At 44.2% G+C, this 24,480-nt stretch carries 24 protein-coding genes and 1 pseudogene; 14 read left to right on the top strand and 11 right to left on the bottom strand.

Translation table 11 applies throughout. The features are described 5' to 3' along the window. The first annotated feature begins 22 nt into the window (after positions 1 to 22). The 6 genes and pseudogenes from IM792_RS08220 to IM792_RS08195 all read left to right on the top strand — a co-directional run bounded on the left by IM792_RS08220 (position 23) and on the right by IM792_RS08195 (position 5,136). Positions 23 to 400, top strand: coding sequence for a hypothetical protein (locus IM792_RS08220; RefSeq protein ID WP_194101344.1), 378 nt, complete (start codon positions 23 to 25; stop codon positions 398 to 400). A gap of 64 nt (positions 401 to 464) precedes the next feature. Beyond that, entirely contained in the window at positions 465 to 1,352 is an 888-nt protein-coding gene (locus IM792_RS08215; protein ID WP_194101343.1) for a pyridoxal-phosphate dependent enzyme, read from the top strand. A gap of 176 nt (positions 1,353 to 1,528) precedes the next feature. Beyond that, a complete protein-coding gene (locus IM792_RS08210) occupies positions 1,529 to 2,500 on the top strand; it encodes a hypothetical protein (protein ID WP_194101342.1) in 972 nt (323 codons plus the stop codon). A 16-nt stretch (positions 2,501 to 2,516) separates the two neighbouring features. Beyond that, positions 2,517 to 2,954: a hypothetical protein gene (locus IM792_RS08205; protein ID WP_194101341.1), complete on the top strand. Its 438-nt coding sequence runs from the start codon at positions 2,517 to 2,519 to the stop codon at positions 2,952 to 2,954. Between the two features lie 218 nt (positions 2,955 to 3,172). Next, positions 3,173 to 4,498, top strand: a pseudogene (gene lat, locus IM792_RS08200) (L-lysine 6-transaminase). A gap of 218 nt (positions 4,499 to 4,716) precedes the next feature. Next, positions 4,717 to 5,136, top strand: coding sequence for a hypothetical protein (locus IM792_RS08195; RefSeq protein WP_194101340.1), 420 nt, complete (start codon positions 4,717 to 4,719; stop codon positions 5,134 to 5,136). Between the two features lie 3 nt (positions 5,137 to 5,139). Here the strand turns inward: IM792_RS08195 and bshB1 are convergent, their stop codons facing one another. The 3 genes from bshB1 to IM792_RS08180 are packed head-to-tail and all read right to left on the bottom strand — an operon-like array spanning position 5,140 to position 6,999. Next, positions 5,140 to 5,865 carry a bacillithiol biosynthesis deacetylase BshB1 gene (bshB1, locus tag IM792_RS08190; RefSeq protein WP_194101339.1) on the bottom strand — a complete coding sequence of 242 codons (726 nt, stop codon included), beginning with the start codon at positions 5,863 to 5,865 and terminating at the stop codon, positions 5,140 to 5,142. Positions 5,866 to 5,870: 5 nt separating this feature from the next. Continuing rightward, a complete protein-coding gene (locus tag IM792_RS08185) occupies positions 5,871 to 6,374 on the bottom strand; it encodes a glutathione peroxidase (RefSeq protein WP_194101338.1) in 504 nt (167 codons plus the stop codon). A gap of 1 nt (position 6,375) precedes the next feature. Then, a complete protein-coding gene (locus IM792_RS08180) occupies positions 6,376 to 6,999 on the bottom strand; it encodes a DUF4294 domain-containing protein (protein WP_194101337.1) in 624 nt (207 codons plus the stop codon). 111 nt (positions 7,000 to 7,110) lie between these two features. Between IM792_RS08180 and IM792_RS08175 the strand changes: the two genes are divergently transcribed. From IM792_RS08175 to IM792_RS08160, 4 genes are all read left to right on the top strand, one after another. Further along, complete coding sequence (locus IM792_RS08175) at positions 7,111 to 9,351, top strand: bifunctional (p)ppGpp synthetase/guanosine-3',5'-bis(diphosphate) 3'-pyrophosphohydrolase (protein ID WP_194101336.1); 2,241 nt, start codon at positions 7,111 to 7,113, stop codon at positions 9,349 to 9,351. A gap of 231 nt (positions 9,352 to 9,582) precedes the next feature. Further along, the gene (locus IM792_RS08170; RefSeq protein ID WP_194101335.1) at positions 9,583 to 10,050 is read left to right on the top strand and encodes a transcriptional repressor; all 468 of its coding nucleotides are present in this window, start codon (positions 9,583 to 9,585) and stop codon (positions 10,048 to 10,050) included. Positions 10,051 to 10,086: 36 nt separating this feature from the next. Continuing rightward, complete coding sequence (locus IM792_RS08165; RefSeq protein ID WP_194101334.1) at positions 10,087 to 11,364, top strand: adenylosuccinate synthase; 1,278 nt, start codon at positions 10,087 to 10,089, stop codon at positions 11,362 to 11,364. A 75-nt stretch (positions 11,365 to 11,439) separates the two neighbouring features. Beyond that, the gene (locus IM792_RS08160) at positions 11,440 to 12,714 is read left to right on the top strand and encodes an anthranilate synthase component I family protein (RefSeq protein WP_194101333.1); all 1,275 of its coding nucleotides are present in this window, start codon (positions 11,440 to 11,442) and stop codon (positions 12,712 to 12,714) included. Here IM792_RS08160 and IM792_RS08155 read toward each other — a convergent pair. Genes IM792_RS08155 through IM792_RS08130 form a run of 6 tightly spaced genes read right to left on the bottom strand, consistent with a single transcriptional unit; the run spans position 12,697 to position 17,393 of the window. Continuing rightward, the gene (locus IM792_RS08155; protein WP_194101332.1) at positions 12,697 to 13,773 is read right to left on the bottom strand and encodes a serine hydrolase; all 1,077 of its coding nucleotides are present in this window, start codon (positions 13,771 to 13,773) and stop codon (positions 12,697 to 12,699) included. The two genes, IM792_RS08160 and IM792_RS08155, sit on opposite strands and share 18 nt — an antisense overlap. A gap of 39 nt (positions 13,774 to 13,812) precedes the next feature. Further along, entirely contained in the window at positions 13,813 to 14,553 is a 741-nt protein-coding gene (locus IM792_RS08150; protein ID WP_194101331.1) for a DUF2071 domain-containing protein, read from the bottom strand. Positions 14,554 to 14,599: 46 nt separating this feature from the next. Continuing rightward, on the bottom strand, positions 14,600 to 15,409 hold the full coding sequence (locus IM792_RS08145) for a M48 family metallopeptidase (RefSeq protein WP_194101330.1): 810 nt from the start codon (positions 15,407 to 15,409) through the stop codon (positions 14,600 to 14,602). Between the two features lie 5 nt (positions 15,410 to 15,414). Then, positions 15,415 to 16,062: a glycerol-3-phosphate 1-O-acyltransferase PlsY gene (plsY, locus tag IM792_RS08140; RefSeq protein WP_194101329.1), complete on the bottom strand. Its 648-nt coding sequence runs from the start codon at positions 16,060 to 16,062 to the stop codon at positions 15,415 to 15,417. A 47-nt stretch (positions 16,063 to 16,109) separates the two neighbouring features. Continuing rightward, the gene (gene nadC, locus IM792_RS08135; protein ID WP_194101328.1) at positions 16,110 to 16,952 is read right to left on the bottom strand and encodes a carboxylating nicotinate-nucleotide diphosphorylase; all 843 of its coding nucleotides are present in this window, start codon (positions 16,950 to 16,952) and stop codon (positions 16,110 to 16,112) included. Positions 16,953 to 16,997: 45 nt separating this feature from the next. Next, a complete protein-coding gene (locus IM792_RS08130; RefSeq protein WP_194101327.1) occupies positions 16,998 to 17,393 on the bottom strand; it encodes a DUF4783 domain-containing protein in 396 nt (131 codons plus the stop codon). Between the two features lie 98 nt (positions 17,394 to 17,491). On the opposite strand from IM792_RS08130, the gene gpmI reads away from it, so the two are divergent. Both gpmI and IM792_RS08120 read left to right on the top strand, forming a co-directional pair. Beyond that, positions 17,492 to 19,015 carry a 2,3-bisphosphoglycerate-independent phosphoglycerate mutase gene (gene gpmI / locus IM792_RS08125; RefSeq protein ID WP_194101326.1) on the top strand — a complete coding sequence of 508 codons (1,524 nt, stop codon included), beginning with the start codon at positions 17,492 to 17,494 and terminating at the stop codon, positions 19,013 to 19,015. Beyond that, positions 19,002 to 19,541 carry a hypothetical protein gene (locus tag IM792_RS08120; protein ID WP_194101325.1) on the top strand — a complete coding sequence of 180 codons (540 nt, stop codon included), beginning with the start codon at positions 19,002 to 19,004 and terminating at the stop codon, positions 19,539 to 19,541. Before gpmI ends, IM792_RS08120 begins: the two co-directional genes overlap by 14 nt. Here the strand turns inward: IM792_RS08120 and IM792_RS08115 are convergent. After that, positions 19,538 to 20,170 (bottom strand): tetratricopeptide repeat protein, encoded by a 633-nt coding sequence (locus IM792_RS08115; protein ID WP_194101324.1) that lies wholly within the window; start codon positions 20,168 to 20,170, stop codon positions 19,538 to 19,540. The genes IM792_RS08120 and IM792_RS08115 overlap by 4 nt on opposite strands. A gap of 337 nt (positions 20,171 to 20,507) precedes the next feature. On the opposite strand from IM792_RS08115, the gene lon reads away from it, so the two are divergent. Both lon and IM792_RS08105 read left to right on the top strand, forming a co-directional pair. Beyond that, a complete protein-coding gene (lon, locus tag IM792_RS08110; protein WP_194101323.1) occupies positions 20,508 to 22,985 on the top strand; it encodes an endopeptidase La in 2,478 nt (825 codons plus the stop codon). 83 nt (positions 22,986 to 23,068) lie between these two features. Next, positions 23,069 to 24,022, top strand: a complete 954-nt coding sequence (locus IM792_RS08105) for a lipid A deacylase LpxR family protein (protein WP_194101322.1) — start codon at positions 23,069 to 23,071, stop codon at positions 24,020 to 24,022. Here the strand turns inward: IM792_RS08105 and arfB are convergent. Next, the gene (gene arfB / locus IM792_RS08100) at positions 24,019 to 24,429 is read right to left on the bottom strand and encodes an alternative ribosome rescue aminoacyl-tRNA hydrolase ArfB (RefSeq protein ID WP_194101321.1); all 411 of its coding nucleotides are present in this window, start codon (positions 24,427 to 24,429) and stop codon (positions 24,019 to 24,021) included. The two genes, IM792_RS08105 and arfB, sit on opposite strands and share 4 nt — an antisense overlap. Positions 24,430 to 24,480: the final 51 nt, after the last annotated feature.

The following is a 24,480-nucleotide window of genomic DNA, read 5'->3' as shown; positions in this document are numbered from 1 at the left end:
CAACCATTTTAACCGCATCACTGTGAAAGAAGAATTTACCATATCATTATCAGAGGACGATTTAACCAATTTATTGGACTCCAATATCAGCGCCGATGAATTTATCCGGTCTGTTTTTCTTGACGAGGAGAACAGCGAAGTGCTGCAAACAAGCTGCCTTTACTATCACCACAACAAAGGCGGTGAACCTGAAATAGCCGATTTTAACATAGTTACCGATGCCTTTGACCCGCAAAACTTAAAGGGGAGCATTGTTTGTAATTTTACGGTAGAACACAGGCATCGTGGGTCAAAACTTAATTCGGAATGGAGCGAAACCGTTAAGTGGATATTTAAGATAGACCAATCAAAACAACTAATACAATTTGTGGGCGAGGATGTGCCCATAACCGACAAATAAATTTAGCACGGCGAACGATATATAGCTAATATTGCAATTTGATATTATTGCCGTATTATAGTTTATGAGTTTGGATCTGGAAATATTTAGTCCGCTACAGCAGGTGCGTTTGCCGTTGTTTACGCAGCACGGCGTGGAAGTATTCATTAAGCGCGACGACCTGATCCATCCGCTTATATCGGGCAATAAATGGCGTAAGCTTAAGTACCTGTTAAAACGGGCACAGGCCGAGGGCAAAGCCCACCTGGTAACCTTTGGCGGCGCTTACTCAAACCATTTGCTGGCAACCGCGGCGGCGGCGGCTAAATTCGGCTTTAAGGCTACGGGCTTTGTGCGCGGCGAGGAGGTGCAGAACGACACCCTGTTTTTATGCCGACTGCACGGCATGCAGCTAATATTTACCGACCGCGAAAGCTATCGCGATAAGCAGACAATATTTAGCAAGCATTATGCTGATGATACCGATGCCTTGTTTATTGACGAGGGCGGCGCATCGCCCGAGGCGGCGCTGGGTTGCAGCGAGCTGGTTGATGAATTACCATCAGCTTTCGATCACCTTTTTTGCGCCTGCGGTACCGGCACCACAGCGGCAGGCATTATAAATGGCCTGGCTAAACATGGGCACCATACCGAATTCCATGCCATAGCGGCATTAAAAGGCGGCGAGTTTTTAAGGGCCGATATTGATCAGTACCTCGATGCATCTGCCCCCTATCATCTGCACACCCAATACCATTTTGGCGGCTATGCCAAAACAACACCGGAACTGATCAATTTTATAAAGATGTTCACTTCAAGCACCGGCATCATGATAGAACCTGTATATACCGGCAAAATGATGTACGCCTTGTTTGATAGGTTAAAACAAGGTCAATTCGCGCCTGGCAGCCGCATACTGGCCGTTCATACAGGTGGTTTAATGGGCATTTTGGGGATGAAGGATAAGTTTTGAAATCTTCTATCATTCGCACATCCGTAACACATTATAGATAAATACACCGTAAAAGCACTATACAAGCACAGTTTTTTACACATAAGACACAATAGGTCAACCAATTAAGCAAATTAGGTTTACATTTATGTAACCCATAATATCCAAATCACTACCTTTTTTTTAACCTTATTGCCATGATTGATTTAAAACGCAATTGCAGTTGCAATTTATTGATCTCTTTACTCGTATTGATATGCTTAAGCGGATGTTACACTACGCGAGTTGAAACTAAATCCGGGCCCGGAACTGAAGTTAGATCTAAAACTGTTCATTCATTATTTTGGGGCTTAGTTAATAAACCACAAGTCATTACGACACCGCTTTGCGATTCATTGGGTTCAAAAGGCATGGCCGAGGTAACCGTTAAAAATAACTTAGGTTATTCGCTCATCACTGTTGTAACATTAGGTATCTGGAGCCCTATGCGTGTAGCATGGAAGTGCAGCAAGCCATGCCAAATGGCAGGGCATTTAGGTGGTGACGATAACAATTACGCTTTAGAAATTGACAATGGAACACCATTATTTCCATGGCCGCCACCCGAATTTTCAGCACGACACGTACTGAAAAAGAAATATTTTAAGGATGATAAAACACTCGGGGATATGAATAAAACCCTGGAGAATGTATTAGACCCTTTAAATTACAGCGACAGATCATATTATTATATTCCTAATGGCTTTGCTTTGGTAACCCGTATAGAGCAAATTACTAAAGACGGTCAATCTCTTAACCCGCCTGAAAGATGGAGCGTAAAGGCAAGCCCAATGAAAAATCTGAGCTTTCCCGCTTATATAAAAGCGCTCCTGTTTCCGCCGGATGGACACTTTAGGATAATAGTTTTCGCGGTTACTGATCAGCCTTTTAATTCTTCGGGTAGGAGCGTTAGCCAAAGCACAGCTATGAATTGGCTGCATGATGGTTTAAATGTTTTGCCCGACCCAATAGCTAAAAATAAACTAAGCAACAACCACAACTGCACAGTGTTGATATATGAGTTTAAAAAAGATGTTTCAAAAGATGCCAAACTGCTAAATCCGGGTACGCTTACAGGGGCCGATCATTTAATAAAATCAAAATTAATGAAGCTTTTTGATCATCAATAGCAAGCCTGATAATGTTATGAACCAATACACTCATTTAGATACAGCCCGAAATAAACTGGCAAAAATATGGTTCATCGGCGGCGGTATACCATTTGTTTTACTGATACTGCAATCAATACTCGGTAAATACGGCGATAATGTAGAGGATGCATGGACATGGTTTATACCTGCCGTTTTTCCGACGCTTACTTTAATGGTAAGTGTTATTGGCGCGGCTGCCATGAAACCCAAAGAGGATAGAATGGTACAAGGGAATTTTTTAGCGCTCACAAAAGCAACATCATATGCTTATTTAATAGCGCTTACCCTGGTTATGTTAATGCAGCCCTTTAGCCCTTACGAAGACCCTATTAAGCTTTTCTCTATATCTAATTATTTTCTGACTCCCTTACAGGGAATAGTAGTTGGGGCTTTGGCATTTCTTTTCACATCAGATACAAAACCTAACGAATAATTCGCTCACCGGCATCTAACCATATCAACACATAATCACTTTCGGGTAATTATTAATAATGATATTTCGACAATATTGATCTTGTAAATCATCCTCCTTTCTATAAAAAACGGGTTTAAACCATTTAAACCCATTTTTTTATATCCATCGGTTCAAAAACCGCTTAAATTTCATTATTTGGGCGTTTTTAGTAAGTTTGTTTATAAACCTACTAAGTTATGTACCATTTAGAAGTATCTCCGGAGAACGTGCACAACGTTTTATCTCAGCATGTTTTGGCTGATGGTTTCGACCTCACCTTTGATATGGAGAAAAGCCTCGGCGTGCGCATTTACGATTCCAAGAACAAACGCACCCTGCTCGATTTTTTCTCCTGCTTCGCGTCCGTTCCATTAGGCTATAATCACCCTAAAATGCTGAACGATGAGGAGTTTAAAAAGAACCTGTTGCTGGCCGCGCTTACCAATCCATCAAACTCTGATATATATACCGAGCAATACGCCCAGTTTGTAAGCACCTTTGCCCGTGTAGGCATGCCCGACTATCTGCTACATGCCTTCTTTATTTCGGGCGGTGCACTGGCTATTGAGAACGCCCTGAAGGTGGCTATGGACTGGAAGGTGCAAAAGAACTTTGCCCGTGGTTACACGCAGGAGAAAGGCCACAAAGTGCTGCACTTTGAGCACGCCTTTCATGGTCGCTCGGGCTATACACTGAGTTTAACCAATACCCAGGCCGTTAAAACCAAATGGTTCGCTAAGTTTGATTGGCCCAGGGTATCATTCCCTTATGTAAGCTACCCGCTTACTGATGCAAGTATGGATGAATTGCTGAAACGCGAAGCCCATTCCGTTGCTCAAATACGTAAAGCCTTTGAGGATAATAAGGATGATATATGTGCCATTATAGTGGAGCCTGTACAGGCCGAGGGCGGCGACAACCATATGCGCCGTGAATTTGCCGAGCAGCTACGCCAACTGGCCGACGAATACGAAGCCCTGCTGATATACGACGAAGTGCAAACCGGCGTTGGCCTAAGCGGTAAGTTTTGATGCCACGAACATTTTGGTGAGAAAGCCCGCCCTGATGTTATTGCCTTTGGTAAAAAAATGCAGGTTTGCGGTATACTGGCCGGTACCCGGGTTGACGAGGTTGAGCATAACACCTTCAATACCTCATCACGATTAAATTCAACCTGGGGTGGCAGCCTTACCGATATGGTGCGTGCTACTAAAATATTGGAGATAGTTGAGGAGGATAACTTGTGCGATCATGCTGCTAAAATGGGCGAGTATTTGCAAAGCGAGCTGGCACGCATAGCCCAAAAAACATCGGTAATAAGCAATATACGTGGCAAGGGTTTATTAACCGCTTTTGACTTTGCCGATCAGCAAACCCGGAACAACTTTTTGCAGGATGGATTGAGCCATAATGTTATGTTTTTAGGCTGTGGTGAACGTACTATTCGTTTCAGGCCATCGCTTATTATTGAGCAAAAAGAGATAGACGAGGGGTTAAACATTCTCGAAAAAATATTGCCTTAAATTATAAGCATAGTGTAATAATATTGCTACAAGTGCCTTTTTGACGTTAAAAAGGCACTTTTTTTATTTCAAAAGTACTATAATCGTTACAACACGTTATTATACTTGTATTATTAACGATTATAAAGCACTTATTATATACATATACTTTTTGGCACGCATACTGTTTATAGGTATGTGAAACTAACAAACAGATCTATCCTGTCATGAACAAACAAATGGAAAAACTGAAGAAGCAACTTACCGAAATATCGGAGGTGGTGAACACTTTTAAATCAGAAGCCGTGCAGGTAAAGATTGCCGAAAAGCTGTTTGATGTGCTTATCGATGCCGACCGGTTTGAAGATGGTGAGTTTGGACGCAGAGGCCAGCGTTACAGAAACGATGGCGAAAGCAGCCACGGTCTGCCTATCCGCAAAAAACCGGGCGCTACCCGTGTACTTAACCAATTGCTTGCTACCGATTTTTTCAATGTACCGCGCTCTATATCATCAATAGCTAACTACTGCAAGGAGCATTACGACTCAGACTTTAAAACATCCGAGCTATCAGGCATATTGCTTAAGCTGGTGAATGAAGATAAATTACGCCGCGAAAAAAGCCGCGATAACAACCGCTTTGATTACGTTAAGGCTTAAGCCTTAACGTAAATTAAACAGGTTATCAACCCCCAGTATTTTGGTTGATGTAAAACCTTCGGCATAGCGTACGCCAATATTTTTACCAAACTCCAGAGCGCGTGCCTCAACCACCTTAATAAAATCAGGAGATGATATGTAGGTTTGCGGCTCGTTCGGGTCCCAATCCGGGTTATGGAATTGCGAGCCGAAAGCCATTACACTCGCCACCTTTTTATCCCAATGTTCGGTAATATCAATTAAAATATCAGGCTGTATATACCTGTCCTGTATAAAATGCAGCAGCAGGTTTGGGCGCCATACATCCTGCAATTCTCCATTGCTAAATGTTTCTATACGGCGTAAGCCCGATAAAAACACCGATGCCTCAACCAGTTGGTTAGCCCGGCCATGATCGGGATGGCGGTCATGATAAGCGTTGGTAATGATAATTTCAGGCTGATATTTACGTATGGCCTCAATAACCTTTAGCTGGTACTCCTTGGTATTCTCAAAAAAGCCATCAGGTATTTCCAGGTTTTCGCGTACGGCAAGGCCCAGTATTTCGGCAGATGCGGCGGCTTCAGCGGCACGTATTTCGGCGGTGCCGCGTGTACCCAGTTCGCCAAGGGTCAAATCAATAATGCCTGCTTTTTTACCCAAAGCGATATGCTTAAGCAAGGTACCGGCACAACCTAATTCGGCATCGTCAGGATGTACAGACAATACCAGTATATCTAATTTTAACATATATTTTAAACTTTACCGGCCTCTAACAACCGGGTAATTTTTTTGCGGATCTTGGATGAAGTGGGATTGGTGAACGGATAAAAAAAGTCGACCACCCTGCCCGTACGATCGATCAGGTATTTATGAAAGTTCCATTTAGGGGTCGACGTTAAAACGCCGTTTTGCTTTTTATCAGCCAAAAATTTAAACAGGGGGTGCGCATAAGGGCCGCGTACACGCAGCTTATCAAACACCATATAGTTGGGCACATTCGCTTCACAAAAAGCGAGTAGTTCGTCGCCTTCAAGTGGTTCCTGTCGGCCAAAATCATTTGATGGAAAGGCAAGTATCTCAAAATCCTGCCCGGCAAATTCTTGTTTCAGGGCAGCCAGATCTTTAAGCTGCGGGGTAAAACCACATTGCGATGCCGTGTTAACGATCAGTAAAACCTTATTTTTAAATGCTGCTAAGTTAAGATGATCGCCGTTAAGCTTTTGAATGTCGTACTGGTAGATAGTATTCTCGGTCATTTTAATAATAAGCCCTGTCGTATCCGGATGTGCGGATAACCTCCTCAATATCCCTTTCAACTTCAGGGTCGTACTCTTGTTTTAAGTTATGCCCAAATATTCGCGCTACCGACTGCATCATAAACGCGTTCAGGCCGCCTTTTAGTTCTTTGAGCATAGCATAACTGCTGTTACCGGTTTCGCGGTCAATCAGTTTTATCAGCACCTCGCCCTGGCTAATGGTCATGTTTTTTATCTCGCGGTTAAACAGGTCTTTTATCTGTTTTTCGCAGGCCTTTACCAACTCCTTTTGTTTCTTTTTGTCGGATGTTAGTGCAAGGTCGCGCTGCAACTGGCGGTACCTTTCGCCGGCATAGCGGGCATAAGGCATAACCTTCATTACATTGTAGCGCAGGCGTTTGTATTTAAGCCGATCTTCTTCGCTGGCAAATATACGGGTATCAACTATCTTGATATCCTGCAAAACTATCCACGGCATCAGCTCACCATTATTTTCGGTAAGGTAAGTTTTGATGGTATCGTTTTTGCCTAAAACCATTTGCGGTTTGGCACCATCAGTTTGCGCTGCTACCAGCATAGGCAAACAACAACAAATGGATGACAGTATAAAACCGATAAATTTCATATATTTACTTGTATGCAAAATTAGTGCAAATTTTCAGCTAATTGGTTATTACTGGCAATTTACATTTTTTGTTACAAAATAATTATAAATACTTACACTGCAAGGCTATACATGAAAGATTTGGTGATTGACCTGGAAGCTGAGAAAAATGAGATACTAAAACGTTACCGGGCATTGCTGCGTGCAAGCAAATCAACCCTGCAAAAGGGAGATAAGCGCATGATACGCAAAGCCTTTGAAATGGCTGTTGAAAGCCATAAGGATATGCGCCGCAAATCAGGCGAGCCTTATATATACCACCCTATAGCCGTAGCGCAAATAGCCGCCGAGGAGATAGGGTTGGGTACCACATCAATTGTATGCGCCTTACTGCACGATGTTGTTGAAGATACTGATGTACAGTTAGATGATATTGAGCGCGAGTTTGGCAAAAAGGTAGCCAAGATAATTGACGGGCTCACCAAAATATCGGGCGTGTTTGATACCAACAGCTCACTACAGGCCGAGAATTTTCGTAAGATGCTGCTTACCCTGGCTGATGATGTTAGGGTGATACTGATAAAACTGGCTGATAGGTTGCATAACATGCGTACCATGGAATTCATGCCGCGCGATAAGCAGCTCAAGCTATCCTCAGAAACCGTGTACCTGTACGCTCCCCTCGCCCACCGCCTGGGGTTGTATGCCATAAAATCGGAGTTGGAAGATCTATCCATGAAATACATGGAGAAGGATACCTACCAGCTCATCAAGCGTAAGCTGAACGAGAAAAAAACTGAGCGCGAAAAATTCATCCGCGATTTTATTGAGCCTCTAAAACGCACGCTTGAAGGCCAAGGCCTGCACGCTGATGTTTTCGGGCGACCAAAATCCATCCATTCCATCTGGAACAAGATGAAGAAAAAGTCGATACCTTTTGAGGAGGTGTACGATCTGTTCGCCATACGCATTATACTGGATAGTCCGCCGGAGAGTGAAAAATCTGATTCGTGGAAGGCCTACTCTATCGTTACCGATCTGTATCGCCCTAACCCCGACCGCCTGCGCGACTGGATATCATCGCCGAAGGCAAATGGCTATGAATCGCTGCACACAACAGTAATGGGACCACGCGGCCAATGGGTTGAGGTACAGATACGTACCACCCGCATGAACGAGATTGCCGAAAAGGGTTTTGCCGCGCACTGGAAGTACAAGGAATCGAGCACAGACAGCGGGCTTGACCAATGGGTACACAAGGTGCGTGAGCTATTGAAAAACCCGGACTCGAACGCGCTCGACTTTATTGATGATTTTAAGATGAACCTCTTTTCGGACGAGATATTCATCTTTACCCCAAAAGGCGCGCTTATACAATTGCCCCTTAACGCCACCGCGCTCGATTTCGCTTTTGAGATACATACAGACGTGGGTGCAAGCTGCATAGGCGCTAAGGTAAACCATAAACTGGTGCCGCTTAACTACAAGCTGCAAAACGGCGATCAGGTGGAGATCATTACCTCGGGTAAGCAAACACCTAAAGAGGATTGGCTAAACTTTGTGGTTACCGCCAAGGCTAAAGCCAAGATAAAATCGGCCTTAAAAGAAGAAAAACGTAAGATTGCCGAAGATGGCAAAGAGATACTGGAGCGTAAGCTTAAATCGCTTAAGATAACTTATAACTCCGATAACCTGCATAAGCTGAGCTATTACTTTAAGCTGCTATCTACTCAGGATCTGTTTTATAATGTGGCCAAAGGGCTTATTGATATAAAAGATCTGCGCGAGTACCAGGCATCTGAAAAGATAATTGAGAACAAACCGCAGGATAAAATAGAGGCCGAACAGGTACAAAACCTGATCAAGAGCATTAAGGCTAAGGACAGCGATATGCTGCTGATAGGTGAAGATATGCAGAAGATAGACTACAAGCTGGCCAACTGCTGTAACCCTATCCCCGGCGATGATGTTTTTGGTTTTATTACCGTGAGCGAGGGCATCAAGATACACCGTACCAACTGCCCTAATGCCGCCAAGCTGATGGCCAATTACGGCTACCGCATTGTTAAAGCCCGCTGGACAAACCAGCACGAACTGGCCTTTTTAACCGGTTTGCGCATACGTGGTATTGACGATGTAGGTCTGATCAATAAGCTGACCACCGTAATATCAAACGATTTTAAGGTGAACATGCGCTCCATAACCGTTGATAGCGATAATGGTATTTTTGAAGGCTCAATAATGGTTTACGTGAACGATACCCAACACCTGGAAGACCTGGTGAAGAAACTGAAACAGGTACGCGGCGTAACCTCTGTTGATCGCTTTGACTCGGCCGTTGAAAAAGCCACGGTAGGTAGCGGGGAGAAATGAGTTTGTTAGTGATTGGAGGTTAGTAGTTGGTGATTGGTTTTTGCCAGCTACATTTTTAGGATTTAGAAATTAGTGTTTAGAATTTAATCCTAATTAGTATTTAGAATTTCAACGCTCAATTTTCAATTCAAAATCATAATTAATAACTAATCACTAATAACTGATCACTAATCAACTATTTTCTCGCCCATTATTAATACCTTTACTTTTTATTTTACTGCACTACTAATTATGCCCCAACAGGAAACTATAGCACTGGTAAAGAAGATATTCGAGGCCTATCTTGAAAATAAAAGCCTGCGCAAAACACCTGAGCGCTTCGCTATATTAGAGGAGATCTACTCTCGTAATGACCATTTTGATGTGGAATCGTTATACATCCACATGAAAAATAAGAAGTATCGCGTTAGTCGCGCTACGGTTTACAACACGCTCGAATTGCTGGTATCATGCGATTTGGTGACCAAACACCAGTTTGGCAAGAACATGGCCCAGTTTGAGAAATCGTACGGCTTTAAACAGCACGACCATATTATTTGTATTGACTGCGGCAAGGTGGTTGAGTTTTGCGACCCGCGCATACAGCAAATACAAAGCATGATGGGCGATATCCTTAAATTCGAGATAAAACACCACTCACTTAACCTTTACGGAAATTGTGTTAAATTAAAAGAAGGTGTTTGTGACAGAAAAGTTTAACTTTGCCGCCTTTCACACAATATTGCAATTTAAATAATGGCTGTTGATGTTTTATTAGGCCTCCAATGGGGCGACGAAGGTAAAGGTAAGATAGTTGACGTACTAAGCGCCGAATACGACCTTATAGCGCGTTTTCAGGGCGGCCCCAATGCCGGCCACACGCTGGAATTTGATGGTAAGAAATTTGTACTGAACACTATCCCTTCAGGCATTTTCTTTGATAACACCCTTAACCTGATAGGTAACGGTGTGGTTATTGACCCTATCACCCTTAAAAAGGAACTTGATAAGTTAAAAGATGCCGGCCACGATCTGCTGGCTAAAAAGAACCTGGTGATCGCTAAAAAAGCGCACCTGATATTACCAACCCACCAATTGCTTGATGCCGCGTCTGAAAAGAAAATGGGCGAAGGTAAAATTGGTTCAACCCTTAAAGGTATCGGCCCTACTTACATGGACAAAACCGGCCGTAACGGCTTGCGTATTGGCGATGTTACCCTGCCTGATTTTAAGGAACGTTACAATAAGCTGGTTGAAAAACACAAATCAATGCTGCAATCGCTTTACGGCGAAGTGGCTGATTTCAGCGAGCGCGAGCAAGCATTTTTTGAGGCTATTGACCTGATCAAACAATTCCCTTTGGTTGATTCAGAACATTTAGTGAACGATCATATTAAACAAGGTAAAAAAGTATTGGCCGAAGGTGCTCAAGGCGCCATGCTGGATATCGACTTTGGCTCGTACCCTTTTGTTACCTCATCAAACACTACCGCTGCCGGTGCGTGTACCGGTTTAGGTATCGCTCCTAAGCAAATTGGTGATGTAATAGGCATCTTCAAGGCTTATTGCACCCGCGTTGGTGGCGGCCCCTTCCCTACCGAATTGCACGACGAAACCGGCGAAGAACTGCGTAAAATAGGCCATGAATTTGGCGCTACTACCGGTCGCCCGCGCCGTACAGGCTGGATTGATCTGCCTGCTTTAAAATACGCCATTATGCTTAACGGCGTTACCCAACTGGTAATGACCAAGGCCGATGTATTAAGCGGTTTTGAGAAGATATACGCCTGCACGCATTATGATTACGCCGGCGAAACTATCGACTACATGCCGTATGATATTTGCACCATTGAACCGAAACCTGTTTTAAAGGAAATTGACGGCTGGCACGAGGATATCACCGGTATTACTGAGCTTGACCAGATACCTGCCAAACTGGCCTCGTATATTGATTTTCTGGAAGCTGAACTGGGTGTTCCGGTTAAATACCTTTCTGTTGGACCAGACAGGGTACAAACTTTGATATTACACTAAGTATCATCTAACAAAATACAGATACATTGAAAGGCCGGTTAACTCCCGGCCTTTTGTTTTTACTATTTTTGCATAGTGATTATCACACTAAACAATCCGGAAGAATTTAAACAAAAAGCACTTGCCTGGGCCAACAGCTTTGATGTAGCCTGCTGCCTTAACTCCAATAACTTTACCGATAAATACGGCAGGTTTGAAGCGCTGATAGCCGTCGGAGTAAAAGATGAACTGAGCGCCAACACAGGCAATGCCTTTGAACAGCTGGAACAATTCAGGAAAAAGCATCAGGGTTGGATAACCGGCTTTTTTGGGTACGATCTGAAGAATGAGGTGGAGAGTCTGTCCTCCACCAATCAGGATGGTTTGAACTTTCCGGATATGTATTTCTTTGCGCCAGAGCATATCATCGTAATTAAAAGTAATGAAGCTGAGGTGATCAGCAATAATGCGGATGATGTGTTAAAGAACATCGAGCAAACTTCATTACATGCAACTGATCTGCCGGTATCGGCCAATGTAAAAACGCGTTTCAGTAAAGATGAATACCTGCAAACGGCCAACAAAATAAAGCAGCATATTGCCCGTGGCGATATTTACGTAACCAACTTTTGCCATGAGTTTTATGCTGAGGATACGGTAATAGATGCCCTGGATATTTACAATAAGCTGAACAGCATCTCTCCCAACCCATTCTCTACCTATTTTAAGTTGAGGGATAAGTACATTATTTGCGCCTCGCCCGAGCGTTTTATGGCCAGGCGTAGTGATAGGCTGATATCGCAACCCATAAAAGGCACCGCCAAACGTAGCGATAACCCAGCCGAGGATGAAGCCAACAAAGCATCCTTAAAGCAACACACCAAAGAGTTACAGGAGAATGTAATGGTAGTTGATCTGGTACGAAATGACATGACACGCTCGGCCAAACCGGGTACTGTTAAAACGGAGGAACTGTTCGGGCTGTACAGCTTTAAGCAGGTACACCAAATGATATCGACCGTGGTATGCCAAAAGGATGAAGCCATAAGCGATGTGCAGGCCATAAAAAACACCTTCCCGATGGGTAGCATGACGGGCGCACCCAAAGTAAGCGCCATGCAACTGATGGAACAATACGAACGCAGTAAACGCGGCGTATACTCCGGCGCTATAGGCTATTTTAGCCCGGATGGTGATTTTGATTTTAACGTAGTGATACGCACTTTGCTGTACAACGCCAACAACAAATATCTATCCTTCCAAACCGGCAGCGCCATCACCTTTAATGCCGATGCAGAGCAGGAATATGAGGAATGTTTATTGAAGGCTAAAGCTATTTTGGAGGTATTGAACTCATCGGCTGTTTCTTAATGCAGGTATAATGTACTTGCCCAGCAGTTCAAACGCCTGTTTGGCTTTCCACGAACTATAGTTTCCCTGTGTAAACACAATTACCGCGTTTAATCGCTTAATAACAAAAATGTATTGGCCGCCGTTGCCTGATGCAAATAATAATTCCTCGTGCAAATTGGGCGTTTCCAAAACTTCGCGGTACCAGTAATTACCATAAAACGTTTGCTGCGGTATCAGTAAAGAACTTTGGCTCACTTTGGCAAAGGAAAATTGGGGGATAGGTATTCCAACATTATTCACCGCTTTTATCCATTTTTTTGAAACGATCTGATTGCCGTTCCATTTACCTTCATCCCTTACCAAGCGGCCTATCTTTAACAAGTCCGCAGGTTTTATGTAGAACGAACCACCGGTCATTCCGTTACCACTTGGGTCTACAGTCCATTTGTAATCAGTTATGCCAAGAGGATCAAAAAGATATTGCCTGGCAAAGCTCATAACTGACATATTAGTAGTTCTGGAGATGATACCACCAATAATTACCGGATTGCATGAAGTATAAGCGAATACTTTACCCGGTGTATCTTTCATCGGTCGCTCCAGCGAGAATTTAACCCAGTTATTACTTCCGGCCATCTCATCTTCACAATCTTTGGTACCGTTAAACTCCTCGCAATCAAAACCCGATTGCATATCCAGCAAATGTTGTATGGTTAATTGTTTCCTCAGAGGATCATTGATTAGTAATGAAGCATATTCAGGTAAAAAGTCATAAACCTTTTTATCGGTACTTTTTATGAATCCCTTATCAATGGCGATACCCAGCAGCAAGGCTGTTATAGACTTGAATGAAGAACGGGAATCATGCAATGAATCAGGGCTAAATTCATTAAAATATTGCTCATATATTAAACTATCAGCAACCAAAACGGAAATGCTATGTATTCCCGGGTATTCGTTTCTTGATATAGCAGCCGACATGTTTTCCAACAGCGTGCCTGCATCAACAGGTTGCTTTTGAGCCCTCAACTGCAAACAGTTGCTTATTAAAATTATGACAATAAGTACCTGTTTCATTTACAACTAAATTATGTGCGCTGGTAGTACAAAACCCAATTAAACAGTTACACGATTAATCAGCACCCGTTTCGCAGCCCTTACATTGATTTCCGACCCTTCGGCAAAGAAAACTGAATAGGGTTTTACCGTCAGGTATGGCACGAACGCGTCGCCATATAATTCCTTAATATTTACATCGAACACAAAGTCCGTCACCTCGCCTGTACTCCAGGATACATGTTCTACCTGGTATTCCATCGAGTCGGCATCCGTACGCCTGTTGTAGCCCCAGTAAAGCTCTAATATAAATTCTTCGGCACTGCCGGGTGTCATCGGCACAAAATTGTTGTTTACCGTTGCGCCGAGTTTATTCCAGTAGCCATTTAGTCGCCATTCGTACAGGTACTGCGTATGCTGGGCATCTACCTTATTGATGGCATGCCGCATGGGTAAACAGCGGTAATGCTCTTTGTACAGGGTATTGGCTATGAGGGGTATCATCGCTTTCGGTACTATCTCACTTATAAAAACAGTTCCGCGTTTCCATTCGGTACCATCAAAGTGCCGTACATAAAAGCGCAGGTTTACTTCTTCAAAGTTTACATGCCCGGGCCATTTTACGCCTAACACACGGGTATTATTAAACAGAAAACCCACCATGCTCACCAAACATTTGCCCTGCCAAAAATCAAGTTCGGTTGCGGCAGGCAGGTAAGGTTTCAAAATCTGCGGATCAACCTCGTAATTGAGCATCACCAGGTTTTTCCACGTAGCGGTAAGGAATTTAATTTTTGCCATTATCAAAAAAAATCCCGCCCCTATGAGGGGCGGGATGTAAAATACTTTATTTCTTGTAATACTTCATCGCTTCGGGAATGCGGTTTTGTATGTTTCGGATACGGGTAGCATCCGAAGGGTGAGTGCTTAAAAACTCAGGAGGCGCGCCTCCGGCTTCTTTTGATGCCGCCATGCGTTGCCAAAAACCTACCGCCTCGTTAGGGTCATAACCGGCCATGGCCATAAAGGTTAAACCTAATCTATCGGCTTCTGATTCATTATCCCTTGAATACTTCAACAATGCCAGCTGACCGCCTACACCATATAGCTGACCAATTACAGCCTGCGCGGCTTGCGATTGTCCGCTTGAGGCAGCGCCTACTACGGCACCACCGGCCTGCGCGGCCATTTGTTTTGACATTTGCTCGGCCGAGTGGCGGGCAATGGCGTGGGCTATCTCGTGGCCCATTACAACGGCCAAACCGGCATCGGTTTTAGTTACAGGTAGTATACCGCTGTATACGGCCACCTTACCGCCCGGCATACACCACGCGTTAATTTCAGGGCTTTGTATCAGGTTAAATTCCCATTTAAAGTTATACTGATCGGCATAGCCATTATCTTTCAGATATTTTTCGATAGCTACGGCCAGCTTGTTGCCTATAGTTTTTATACGCTGAGCATCGCTTGTGCCGCTAATTACCTTTGTTTTTGGGTCTGACAGTAGTTGCTGGTAGCTGGCTGCCGCCGATTGGTTTATCTGATCATCGCTAACCAGGCTGAGCTGCCTGCGGCCGGTGAGCGGTACGGTTGAACATGAATAAATAACAACACTTGCTACTAAGGCCAGCATTGCAATTGGTTTAAACGGTTTCATAGAGTTTAAGTGACTTTTTTTTTAAATAAATTAACCTTCGACTCCTTGCCTTTTAATAAGCGTTCGATGTTTTTTTGATGCGTTACCAATACCAGCAAACAAATGCACATGCCATATATAATGACCGATTTTATATACACCGGAAATATGAATGCCACACCGATGGGATAAGTAAAACCAGCCATTATTGAGCTTAATGACACATATTTGGTTACCAGCAACACAACAATGAACACCACTACACAAAGCAGGGCCGCGTGCAGGTTTATAGCCAATATCATTCCAAACAATGTTGCAACGCCCTTGCCGCCCCTAAAACCGGCAAATACCGGGAACAGGTGGCCCATTACCGCCGCTATGCCCAGGGCCAGCGCGTAATTGGTAAAGGCTACAGAATTATGAGGCCCGGTGGTTGATACACCTATAATATAAGCAAGGTTAGTGGCTGTCCATCCCTTTAAAATATCAATAAGCATTACGGGGATGCCCGCCTGCTTACCCAATACCCTGAAAGTGTTGGTAGCACCGGCATTACCGCTGCCATATTCACGCACATCAATGCCGTAAAATGATAAACCTATCCAAACAGCCGTTGGTATAGACCCGCAAAGGTAAGCCAGTATAAGTGCTGTAATTGAATAAATGGATATCATATACCCGCCGTGTGAATAAAGTTGTTAAGCGTATAGTTTATTATCATTTATTTAATTGCTTTCAGGCTCAGATCGAGGCTTTTTACCGAATGTGTTAAAGCCCCCATTGATATATAATCAACACCGCAGGCAGCATAATCGCGCACGTTTTCAATAGTGATACCGCCCGATGCCTCGGTAATATACCGGCCTTCAATAATGTTAACTGCCTGTTTAAGTACATCAAACTTAAAATTATCAAGCAATATACGGTCAACACCGCCAGTTTGCAATACCTGCTCCAATTCGTCAAGGTTACGCACCTCAATTTCAATGGCCAGTTTTTTATATGTGCCGATGTATTGCCTTGCATTTTCAATAGCCCGCCTTATGCCGCCCGAGTAATCAACATGGTTATCCTTGATCAGGATCATATCATACAACCCAAAGCGGTGGTTAACGCCGCCACCAATACGTACCGCCCATTTTTCGAGGTAACGCATGCCCGGTGTGGTTTTACGGGTATCAAGCACTTTGGTATTGGTGCCTTTAAGCAGGTCAACTATCTGGCTGGTGCGGGTGGCAATGCCACTCATGCGCTGCATGCAGTTAAGCACCAGGCGCTCGGCCACCAAAATGCTGTGCACGCTGCCCTCCACCTCAAAGGCTACATCCTTAACCTTAACGCTGTCGCCATCCTTTAAAAAGGTGGTAACCTTAAGCTCAGGGTCAACAATACTAAATATATAAAGGGCCAGCTCAACACCGGCCAGTATTCCATCTTCTTTAACCAGCAAACGCGCCTTACCAGTGGTTTGGGCCTGAATTGTGGCTAACGAGGTATGGTCGCCGTCGCCTACATCTTCGTGTAATGAGTTGGTTATAAAGTCTTTGATCAGTTCTTTGTCCAAAATTGCGTGTTTAGTGCCCCCAAAAATAAAAACAATTGATAATTATTAAGCTTTTTCGGCTTCAATCCGCAGATCAATTATCTGTAGCGTGCCTTTAACACTGTTCAGGGTGAAAGATATACGGAAAGCGCCTTTATCGGTATCTAACAGTAAAACACCTAACCGGTAGGTATTGCTTGTATTTACACGATGTAGAACCTTAACGCTTTTGGGCTTATTTTGTGTGAAGAATTTACTTAATAGCGCACCAGCCTGAGTATTAGAGTAGGTATCCTCCTTTTTCAGCAGCGAAACATCAAGCGTGGGCGCCAGCTGCTTGGTCAGGTCGGTGGCGTTGCCTTGTTTAAACAGCTCGGCAATTGTATCTATCTGGTCGGCCAGCGCGGCGGTTGGCAGCAGATAAAAAATAATTAATACCGGCAAAAAATGCAGCTTTTTCATAATCCTCGTTAGCAATTTACAATAAATTATTACAATAAAACAAGCATATTACTGCTTATAAAGTATTAAAGTTTACACAAGGCCTTTATATTTGCGATGTGGAAAATAACAAAAAACTTGTACTGATGATACTTGACGGCTGGGGATATGGCCGCCAGGATCAGTCGAACGCTATATATACAGCCAATACGCCATTTTTCGATTCGCTGTTACAGCAATATCCAAATTCTAAACTCGAAGCTTCAGGAACAGCCGTTGGTTTACCTGCCGGACAGATGGGTAACTCCGAAGTTGGGCACATGAACCTTGGCGCGGGCCGTGTGGTTTACCAGGAGCTTGGCCGCATAAATAAAGCGGTTGATGAGAATGAACTTGCCGGCAACCCGGTAATTAAGGATGCTTTTGATTATGCCAAACAAAACGGCAAGGATGTGCACTTCATCGGCCTGGTGTCTGACGGGGGGGTGCACTCACACATTTACCACCTTAAGGGTTTGGTTGATGTTAGCCAGCAATATGGTTTGGATAACGTATATATTCACGCCTTTTTAGATGGCCGCGATACCGATCCGCAATCGGGTTTAGGTTTTGTGACCGACCTGGAGCAGTACATAGCCCCTACTTCGGCCAAACTGGCATCGGCAATCGGTCGTTATTATTCAATGGACCGTGATAACCGTTGGGAGCGTGTAAAACAAGCTTATGACCTATTGGTGAACGGCACCGGCAAGCCGGTACAAAGTGTTACCGAAGCCATTGAGCAATCGTACGCCGAAGGCGTTACCGATGAGTTTGTATTGCCGATAGTAAAAACAAATAACGAAGGCGGCCCATTAGCGGTTATAAAAGAAGGCGATGTGGTGATCTGCTTCAACTTCCGTACCGACCGTGGCCGCGAGATCAGTTTGGCGCTTACCCAAAAGCCATTCCCTGAATACAATCTGCATCCGCTTAAAATAAAGTATGTAACCATGACATCGTACGACGAAACGTTCAAGGATGTTGAGGTGGTATTCCGCAAGGAGGACCTGACCAAAACCATTGGCGAGGTGTTACAGGATGCCGGTAAAACGCAAATACGTATTGCCGAAACAGAGAAATATCCGCACGTTACCTTCTTTTTCTCAGGCGGGCGTGAAAAGGAATTCGAGGGCGAAAAACGCTTATTGATCCCATCGCCAAAAGTGGCTACTTATGATCTGCAACCCGAAATGAGCGCCGAGGGTATACGAGATGCCATCATCCCTGAATTGCAGCAAAAATGGCCTGACTTTGTATGCCTTAACTTTGCCAATACCGATATGGTTGGCCATACTGGTGTATTTGAGGCCGTAGTTAAAGCTGCCGAAACAGTTGATGCCTGCACCAAAGCGGTTGTTGAAACCGGCATACAAAATGGTTACTCATTCATCATAATTGCCGATCACGGTAATGCTGATTTTATGATAAATGAGGATGGATCGCCAAATACGGCGCACACTACCAACCTGGTACCTTGCGTTATTATTGACAGCGATGTTAAAACTGTAAAAGACGGAAAGCTTGGCGATATTGCCCCAACCGTACTTAATATTCTGGGCGTTAATATCCCGGCAGAAATGACGGGCGATGTATTGGTATAAACATTTCAGAACATTCATATTATCCATAGCGATCACATCAGGCTTTAGCGAATGCAAGCCTGATGTGGCCGTTAATGGCGAGCAGTATTTTGACGTTAAGGGCTATTTTGGAAACGAAGTTGACCGGCTGACGCAAAAGCATCCGCACGTAAAAAAAACTGTGAAGCATAATCTGGAAAGCGAAAGCCACGATCTGGGTATTTCGAGCTGGAAGGATGAGCTGGGTTTGTTCACCGGATCGGACATTAATAAACCGGCCTGGCGCAGCAGCTACTCGGTTACCAAACGCGGCAATACCACCATCTACAAAGCTAAATTACCTGAGCTTAAAACCCAATCGATCACCGTTACCAATAATGGCGATAAGGTTAGCTCCATACTTATTGTTAATCATACCAGCAACCTGCTGTACACCAGTACCGAGAAATTGAATTATTACCCCGACTCGGCTTACCATATCAGCAAAGTGCAGCATGTACGCCTGCTTGGCGAAAACAGCTACGATATTGACAGTATATTTAATTAATTGCGCTTGCCGGTAGCGGTGGCCAGCTTTTCTTTTGAGAGATCGATAAGCGTTGATATATCGCTGCGGGCGGGATTGCTTTCCATCACCTTTTCCAGATCGGTAATTGAGGCGCGCAGTGAGTTGATACCGCGATTCCTGTCTGTACCGTTGGCAGCATGCTCCAATTTGAACATACCATACTCGCGGTAAGCTATACCACGATTTTGATACAATTTCATATCGTTCGGGTCGGCGCTGATGCCTATGGCTTTGGTCAGGTCCTGAATGGCTCCTAACAAATGCTTTTCCTTTTCCTGTACCGAGAGTGATACATCACGCCCTAAAAAGCTTTTTGAACGCGCCCTGTAATAATACGCCGAAGCATCAACCGGTTTAATGGCAAGCACCTTGGTGTAAGCAACAATCGATTTTTTGTAATTCTCGCTGTGGTAATAAGAGTAACCCAGCATCCAAAGGGCGTTGGCGTTGGTTGAATCAACCAGGCAAGCCTTCTCTAATTGCTTTACGGCCGATTTGAAATTACCATCCAACAAGGCCTGCTCACCCAATTTTACATAGGCGCTTTGTGCCATTGAGGTTTCAATGGTTGATACCAGTAGTAACGATATAATGGCCGATAATCTCACAATAGCTGCGCGGGTGAACAAAATTAGTATAACATTAACTAACTTTGCAACAAAATATTATGCGCTCTTGCACTAATAATGAAATTTATACCCGGTATAAATAGCAACACCGGGTGACTTTTTTTCAGCACTTAGTAATAACATACATAGTATTTATATTTTAATACAAGCTTTCTTTTTTAGCTTGTTTACAGCACGTTAACACCTTAAAGCTATATTACTGTGGTTATCACGATTATTGGCACAAGTGTTGAACCATGTATACTATCTGTTTAGAAGCATCGTTTTAAAAGCCCGTTTATACATCAGGCTGACAATATGGCGCTAAAATTTTATATTGATGAGTTACGACCCTTTTGACTTTAAAAACACTTTACCGATAATAAATGATGAGTCGGAATTCTTCCCGCTAATGTCAACCGAAGACGAAGCGGAGATGAATAACGAAGAACTCCCCGCCTCATTGCCCATATTACCGTTGCGTAATACTGTGCTTTTTCCGGGGGTGGTTATACCTATTACCGTAGGGCGCGATAAATCAATAAAACTGATACGTGATGCCAATAAAGGCGACCGCATGATAGGCGTTGTGGCCCAGCAGGATGTATCTATTGAAGATCCGGTTTTTACACAGCTGCATAATGTAGGTACGGTTGCTGTTATTATTAAAGTACTGCAAATGCCTGATGGTAACACCACGGTTATTATACAGGGTAAAAAGCGTTTTATATTAAAAGAGGAATTACAGAGCGAGCCTTACTTAAGGGCTACTATTGAACCTTTCCGCGATCTGCCAAGCAAGGAGGATAAGGAGTTCAAGGCCATGATATCATCCGTTAAGGATATGGCCATGAGCATTATACAGCTATCGCCAAACATACCGAGCGAGGCCGGTATCGCCATAAAAAATATTGAGAGCATTGCCTTCCTGATCAACTTCATCGCATCAAACATGAATGCCGATATGGAGGCCAAGCAACGTTTGCTGGAGGTTTCAAACCTGCGCGATCGTGCCAATATGGTGCTGGAGCATTTAACGCTCGACCTGCAAATGCTTGAACTGAAAAATCAGATACAAACCAAGGTACGTGTTGACCTTGACAAGCAGCAGCGCGATTATTTCCTGAATCAGCAACTGAAAACCATTCAGGAAGAACTGGGCGGTAACACCCCTGATCTGGAAATTGAGAACCTGCGCCAGCGTGCCACCAAAAAGAAATGGGCCAAAGAGGTAGCAGACCATTTTAGCAAGGAGCTTGAAAAGCTTGCCCGCACCAACCCGGCCGCTGCCGACTACTCGGTACAGATAAATTACCTGGAACTGTTGCTCGATTTGCCGTGGAGCGAATTCACCAAAGATAATTTCGACCTTAAACGCGCCCAAAAGGTGCTGGATAAGGATCACTTTGGTTTAGATAAGGTTAAGCGCCGCATTATTGAATACCTGGCCGTGCTTAAATTAAAGCACGATATGAAAGCCCCTATACTGTGCCTTGTTGGCCCTCCGGGTGTGGGTAAAACCAGTTTGGGTAAATCAATAGCCAAAGCGTTGGGGCGTAAATATGTACGTATGGCGCTGGGTGGCGTACGTGATGAGGCCGAAATTCGCGGTCACCGTAAAACCTACATTGGCGCTATGCCGGGCCGTATCATACAATCGGTAAAAAAGGCAGGCGCGGCCAATCCTGTATTTATATTGGATGAGATTGATAAAGTAGGTAACGATTTTAGGGGCGACCCATCATCAGCCCTGCTTGAGGTGCTCGACCCTGAACAGAACAGCACTTTCTACGATCATTATGTTGAGCTGGATTTCGATCTGTCGAACGTAATGTTCATCGCTACCGCTAACTCATTGAGCACTATACAGCCTGCTTTGCTTGATCGTATGGAGATCATCGAGGTGAACGGTTACACCATTGAGGAGAAGATAGAAATAGCCAAACAACACCTGTTACCTAAGCAACGCGAAGCCCACGGCCTTAAAGCGAAGGACATCGCCCTTAAAAGTGATGTTTTAGAAAAGGTGATAGAGGATTATACCCGTGAGTCGGGCGTACGATCGCTGGAGAAAAAAATAGGTTCGGTAGTACGTGGCATTGCCAAAAGCATAGCACTTGAGGAGCCATATAACACCAACGTTAACAAAAAGGATATTGAAACCATATTAGGCGCTCCTATTTACGATAAAGACCTATACGAAGGTAATGACGTTGCCGGTGTAGTTACAGGCCTGGCCTGGACATCAGTAGGCGGCGATATCCTGTTCATTGAAGCCAGTCTGAGTCCCGGCAAAGGCAAGCTAACGCTTACCGGTAGCTTGGGTGATGTAATGAAGGAGTCGGCAGTGATAGCATTAGCCTATCTGCGCGCGCATGCGGCACAGTTTAATATTGATGCCCGTTTGTTCGATCAGTGGGATGTGCACATTCACGTACCGGCTGGCGCTACACCAAAGGATGGTCCATCGGCAGGTATCACCATGCTTACTGCCCTTACATCGGCCTTTACACAGCGTAAAATAAAGCAAAATCTGGCCATGACAGGCGAGATCACCCTGCGCGGTCGTGTATTGCCTGTAGGTGGTATTAAGGAAAAGATACTGGCTGCAAAGCGCGCTAATATCAAGGATATCATCCTGTGCAAATCAAACAAGAAGGATATATTGGAGATCAAGGAAAACTATATTAAAGACCTTAACTTCCATTACGTAACCGATATGCGCGAGGTGATCAACCTGGCCCTGCTTAACGAAACAGTAAAAGAGCCTATCGACCTCACTATAAAAGAAGAACTAAAGCCTGCGCTGAATTAAATTTTAAGCAAAATATACTTTACCTTTAAAGCCGGATGCAAACCCATCCGGCTTTTTTAATTTACACTCCCCCTGTAATATTAATGAACTTTAAAAATACACTGCTATTGCTGTGCCTGCTGTTGGGCATGCAATCATTCGCGCAAACTCACCGCAACGAGTTTGGCTTTCAAAGCGATAATGACTCCTTTCTGGCTCAAGGGTCTGACCGATATTATACCAATGGCCTGTTCGTATTTTTTAGGCGAGGATTAAATGTTGATGATACCGTTCGCTTTAAAAACAAGGTATTAGGCATTGAGCTGGGCCAAAAGATATTTAACCCCGCCAGCGGTCAAATGCCCGATCGTAACATGGTTGACCGCCCCTTTGCGGGTTACCTGTACGCGGGCGCCAACCTCAACCTTTTATACAGCAACGAAAGCAACCTTAAACTGGGCGCGCAAGTAGGCATGGTTGGCCCGGCAGCGCTTGGTCGCCAGGCGCAGGAGGTTATCCATAACACCTTCGGCTTTTATGAGTTGCAGGGTTGGGAATATCAGATACGTAATAACTTCCAGTTCAATTTAGCGGGCGAATATAACCGCTTGCTTGCCCGTGCGGGTAAGGATGTGGATGTAGCCTTAAATACCTATGCCAACCTGGGTACTGGCTTTACCGGTGCGGGCGCGGGTTTTTTGGTACGATTAGGCAACTTTAATCAGCTGTTCAACTCGGTAAGTACACAAAGTACCGCCATTAAACAACGTGGCTTTGAGCCGCTTAATAAGCATGAATTTTTCTTTTACCTGCGCCCTACTTTGCGCTATGTAGCTTATGATGCTACTATAGAGGGCAGCCTGTTTAACAATAGTGCCGACGGCGTTGAGGTAAGGCTTACCCGCAAGCCTGTGGTCTTCAGCCAGCAATTCGGCATTACTTACGGCGGTGAGCGCTGGATATTTGACCTATCGGCCATCTTCCAGACAAAGGATACCAAGGAGATGCTCAAAGCCCATCAATGGGGATCGGCAACCATATTGTACCGCTTTAATTAATAATCAAATTTACGTTTGCGGCTTTCTTTTTTGGCTGATTGCTGGCGCTTGTTTTCGGCGCGGGCGGCTTTAATGGAGCGGCTTACTTTGGTAGCCTTGCGGGGCTTGTCAACTATAAGGGCTTTAGTTAGCAGGTTGACAAGCTTTTCAATCGCTTTCTCTTTATTGAGGTATTGGCTGCGTTCTTCATCACACACCACCTGCACAAAGCCATCCTTGTTAAAGCGCGATTGCAGGCGGGTGTTTATCAGCTGCTTTTCATCATCATTAAACAACAGCGAATCATCAACCGAAAAAAGTAATTCTACTTTGGTTGATACCTTGTTAACGTTTTGCCCGCCCTTGCCGCCACTCCTTGAGGTTTTATAGATCACCTCCTTTTGCAGCTCGGCCTTGTTTGCATTCATGCGGCAAATATAAATTGTTTGGCGGCGCAAAGCTTATATTTTGTATCTTGT

Origin of the sequence: Mucilaginibacter sp. JRF (assembly GCF_015223065.1) — a bacterium.
GTDB lineage: Bacteria > Bacteroidota > Bacteroidia > Sphingobacteriales > Sphingobacteriaceae > Mucilaginibacter.
The sequence above is the reverse complement of the archived record's forward strand: the minus strand, read 5'-3'. Positions and strand labels throughout refer to the sequence as shown.